Annotated in this window: 2 protein-coding genes; both read right to left on the bottom strand. The window is 45.7% G+C overall.

The genetic code is table 11. The annotated features are described in order from the left end of the window. Nucleotides 1-3889: accessory Sec-dependent serine-rich glycoprotein adhesin (locus HMPREF3002_RS11390; protein ID WP_141754476.1), on the bottom strand; the 3889-nt coding region annotated here is incomplete at its 3' end. Between the two features lie 181 nt (nt 3890-4070). After that, on the bottom strand, nt 4071-4702 hold a 632-nt coding region (locus HMPREF3002_RS11395; RefSeq protein WP_141754475.1), incomplete at its 5' end, for a MucBP domain-containing protein.

Raw genomic sequence — 4702 nt, forward strand, 5'->3', positions numbered from 1 at the left:
CCGATTCTGAAGTAGAGACTGACTCTGAGGTTGACGCCGATTCAGATGTTGACGCTGACTCGGATGTTGATACCGATTCAGATGTCGACACGGACTCCGACGTTGAAACCGATTCAGATGTCGACACAGACTCAGACGTTGACACTGACTCAGATGTTGAAACTGACTCGGATATCGACACTGATTCAGATGTTGACGCTGACTCGGATGTTGATATAGACTCAGATGTAGACACTGACTCAGATATTGAAACTGACTCAGATGTTGACACCGATTCTGACGCTGACAATGACTCAGATACAGAAACCGACTCAGATGTCGACACTGATTCTGAGGTTGAAACAGATGCTGACTCTGATACTGATTCAGACGTTGATACTGATTCAGACGTTGATACTGATTCTGAGGCTGAAACCGATTCGGACGTTGAGACTAACTCAGATGTTGACAGCGATTCAGATGTAGAAACTGACTCAGACGTTGACACTGACTCAGATATTGAAACTGACTCAGATGTTGAAACTGACTCGGATATCGACACTGATTCAGATGTTGACGCTGACTCGGATGTTGATATAGACTCAGATGTAGAAACAGATTCTGAGGCTGATACTGACTCAGACGTTGAGCCAGATTCTGAAGTAGATACTGATTCGGACGTCGACGCTGACTCGGACGTTGATACTGATTCTGAGGTTGACACCGATTCAGACGTAGACACTGATTCAGACGCTGAGACTGACTCTGAGGTTGATGCCGATTCTGATGTCGATGCCGATTCAGAGGTTGAGACTGACTCAGAGGTTGAAACTGATTCTGATGAAGATGCTGACTCTGATGTCGAAACTGATTCAGAAGCAGAAGCTGATTCGGATGTCGACACCGATTCAGAGGTAGAAACCGATACCGAAGTAGAGGCAGATTGGCTCTCCAATACGGAAGTGCTCAACGATGCTGATTTTCTAGCGGACTCACTCAAAGATACTGATGCAGACTCAGACTGCGATTGACTCACTGATTTTGAAGCCGACTCGCGAGTCGATTGACTTAGTGACTCTGATACCGACTGTGAAAGCGATGCTGATGCTGACTGACTCACTGAAACAGAGGCGCTCGTTGAAGCGGATGTCGAACTTGAGACAGACTGGCTAACCACTTTGGATACACTTGCTGATACCGAAGCAGACTGCAAGCCACTGACACTTGCGGATGCTGATTCCGAAACTTTCACAGATTCAGATTTTCTTGTCGATACAGATTGACTCGTTGAAGCGGATTGAGATTGAGAAACCTCCTTGCTCAACGATTGACTGCGAGATAAACTAGCTTGAGCTGAGACACTTGCAGAAGCTGATTGGCTTAGTGAAGCTGACAAACTTTGTGAGCGAACCGAGCTCAGTGACTGGCTCAATGAAACGCTCTGCTGAGCCGATACGCTCTGTGATTGCTTCGCACTTAAGGACTGACTGATCGATTGCGAAGTCTTCGTAGATGCACTCTGACTGTTTGATACAGACTGGCTGTGATCACTATCTGACAATTTCACAGCTACAACATTGGTCGTACTATCTTTATAAGTAATGGTGACTGTACCATCACTATTAACCGTATAGGACTTAATCCGGTTGGCCACCTCTGGGTTGACTGCCGATACAGCTGCAATCACCTTGCTCTTATCTGCATCTGTCAATGCAGTTAGACTCGTCACCTGAATAGTGCTTGTCGGCGCCACACCTGGCGTACGATCAGCGAGACGCCCTTGGGTAATCCGAATCTCACCCAAACCGTTTGGACGGTTCATATTGGAGGCATTGTCAATAGCCGCGACGTTGCGTTGCCATGTATTTCGGTAGGTATGGTAAAGGTCATCCTTCAAATGAATGGTCGTTGTGATGGTTGCAGGGTTCGCACTGGTAGCCGTAATATCTCCCGTGATAGGAGCAATATCACCTGTCCCATACTGGCTGCCACCAAAGAAATTCCCGTTCAATGCATTGTCGTTCAGATCCGCTCGTGCAACGACTTTCATTTCTTTCAACTTGCCACTATCGTCCGTCGCTGTAAAGGTCACAACCGCATCATCACCAGCGTAAATAGTATAATTCTTCCCACCACCTTCAAGAGGGGTTGATTTCGGTTCCACACCATTGACGGTCAACTTAGCCGTCACTTCAGGACGTGTGGCATCTGTTACAGCAACCATGTTACTGGCATCGGAATAAACTGCATGGTCCCCATACAGAATGCGAGCCTTAGCCGTTACGCCACCCGTTTGCAAGGGAGCATTCGGTGTTACGATCGCTTGTCCAGAAGCATCTGCCACAGCTGTTCCCACTTCGTCGTCATTATTGTATAGAACGACTGTAGAACCTGGCTCAGCTCCCGTCACCGTTACAGGCGTCTGTGTGTAAGCCTTATCCAATAATCTCGTTTCAACAGTTGGTGCTGCAAGTCGCTTCACTGGAGCCGTCACATCATTTGTAGTGTTATCTTTATAGGTAATGGTCACCACACCAGATGATGAAACGGAATAAGATTTAAAGTCCTTTGAAGTGGCAATATTGGGGTTAGCAGTCTTAAACGCTTCCCAAATCTTCTCTTTTTCAGCCTGGGCCAAGTTAGTAGTATCATTGACAAAAGTCGCTGTCGTCACAGCCGTAATCGGATTACGAATGCCATCATTTTGCGGCAAAACCTGAATGCGTAGCGTTCGTGTCACTGACTGCCTAGCCGTATTGGTCACTACAAAAGAAACATTATAAATTTTCCCAGGCGTTACGACCTCTGTCTGCCCAACAGTTCCCATGATATTAAAGGCCACTGCACTATTTTTCAAGGCCGACGTCTGAGGCACATTGATGCCATTCACACGATCACTACCAGAAGCGTAGCCAATGCTCTTAATACTATTTCGTGTAGGAATGGTTTCCACAACATTATAAGCCTGATTAATGTAATCAGAGTTATAAACAGAAATCAAGGCATTGTTGGCTGGCCCTAAATTATACTGGGGTGCACGGAGACTGGTATCAGCATCTATACGATTCCCGTTACGTGGATCCCGTTGGCCAGATGTCGCACGAAGCACCGCATTGGCCAAGCGATTGCGAGCACTCTTTGCTTGACTTTCTACAGCATCCATTTGAATTGCGGGATTGGACAAACCAGTACGAATAGCTTCTAAAGCCAGATCTCCACTTTCAATAGCAGATTCCGTCCCAGGGATTTCCAAAGCCTGCGCACGATAGGTGTATAAATCCAAAGCCAAAACTTGCAGACGCTTCACCTGGTCTTCCGAGCGAGTGTTTTGAGCCTCTGCTACTTTCTCACTCGTTTCAGGAGTAGCTACATGAATAGCATCATTCTCCGAGAGAGTGCTACTAGCAAATTCTGATGTGGACTGACTCGCTGAATTACTAACAACATGTGATTCGCTCAAAGAAACCGACTGAGACAAAGAAAGGCTGTCACTAGCTGACTCTGAAAATGAGATGGATTCACTCATGGAGTGATTCGCTGACACAGAGTCTGTGGTAGACGTCGTTCCCAAGACAAAGCTATCTTGTCCAACCACACCGGTCGATGGGCTGATTTCAGACCCAACAGTCGCATTCATTTCATTTTCCTCGGCAAATACTGGATTGGCAACCGTTGTCGCCCCAGCCAGAGCCCCTAGCACAACCATCCCTTTGACCAGATCCGCAGGCATAGAGTGTGATGATGCTTCGTATTGAACCACGATGTTTTCATCCACACCACCTCGCATGACACGAAATAGGCCTAACCGCGAGACAGATGCCCGTACCCAATTCTTTCCTGATTTGATTAATTTATAACGTGTGATTCGTTCCGTTTCGCGAAAATCACCCTTCGAACGTTTAAAAAACATGTCCGCTCCTTAAAAATAAGATATCGAGTTATTATACACTAATTTTCCCCAAAAGTAACTCATTAAGACTAGTTTTTAACATAAAAAACAGCACACAAAAAGAGAACCCGGAGGTTCTCTTTTTGGATCCTTTTTCATTTCCCACATACCTGAAATGACCGAATCAAATTAGGATAGAAGATTATTTTTCATCTTCTTTTTTGCGGCTTCCAAGTGCTGCAACCCCTGCAACCCCTGCAACTGCTCCAAGAAGAGCTGAAGCTACAGATCCTGTTTCACCAGTATTTGGAAGTTGTTCAAGAGCTGGAGCTGGTTGAGCTGGTTGCTCAGAAACTGGGTTCACTGGTGTATTAGGTGTTGGATCTACCGGTGTGTTTGGTGTTGGATCCATTGGTTTATTAGGTGTTGGATCTACCGGTGTATTTGGTGTTGGAGTTGGTGGCACTGGAGTGTTTGGTGTTGGAACGTTTGGAGTCTTCACAAGTTTGTAAACATAAGTAACGTTCTTATCACCTTCGATAACTTTACCAGTTGTTGGGTCAGTTGTTGTCAAGTGACCTTCACCGTCAACGTTACCTACTGGGTAGTTACCTTGTGGTACCAATTCATAGACTTTACCATCTGCAGTTGTGATTGTCTTAGGACGGTTATCCACAACTGTATCGTAGTCTTTACCTACTGGTTGGTCTTTTTCATCCACTACTGAAGTCTTGATAGTGTTACCATTTTCATCTACATAGTGAACGTATACATTACCCTTAGGTTGTACAGGTTCTTCGACAAGTTTGTAGATGTATGTAACATCTTTACGTC

The sequence above is a fragment of the Streptococcus sp. HMSC065E03 genome (assembly GCF_001815045.1).
GTDB lineage: Bacteria > Bacillota > Bacilli > Lactobacillales > Streptococcaceae > Streptococcus > Streptococcus parasanguinis_AD.